General features: G+C 42.0%; 1 protein-coding gene. It reads left to right on the top strand.

All coding sequences use genetic code 11. From position 1 onward, the window contains the following. Positions 1 to 234 (top strand): integrase core domain-containing protein (locus tag ACRHOC_RS14730; RefSeq protein WP_431159395.1); only part of this gene is annotated, 234 nt, incomplete at its 5' end. Between the last annotated feature and the right edge of the window lie 195 nt (positions 235 to 429).

Here is a 429-nt window from a genome sequence, read left to right as displayed (position 1 = left end):
ACCAATTGGGCACTGAAGAATGAAATACGTATCGAATACATTCAACCAGGCAATCCACAGCAGAATGCCTATATTGAGCGTCACAATCGCACGATCAGGTATAGCTGGGTGAGCAAACACCTCTTTGAAACACTGGATGAGGTACAAGACTATGCAACAAAGTGGTTATGGTTTTACAATCATGAACGGCCACACAAAGCCAATGGCGGCAAACCACCATTGATGGTTGCTTAACTTCTACGTTTGGCGTCAGTTAAAAATGGGAGGATTACCCTCCGATAAAGGCCATAACATATAAATAGCCTTGCTTTGAACAGAGTCCTTTCAGGTCATTGAAAACATCTATTTCCGACCTAACTCGAGAAGTTGAGTTGTCCATAAGATTTACCACTTTTCGTGTGATTTGTTTCGATCAATCGTAGCATCCAA

The organism is Winogradskyella poriferorum (genome assembly GCF_050618035.1).
GTDB classification, from domain to species: Bacteria; Bacteroidota; Bacteroidia; order Flavobacteriales; family Flavobacteriaceae; genus Winogradskyella; species Winogradskyella poriferorum_A.
The sequence above is the reverse complement of the archived record's forward strand: the minus strand, read 5'-3'. Positions and strand labels throughout refer to the sequence as shown.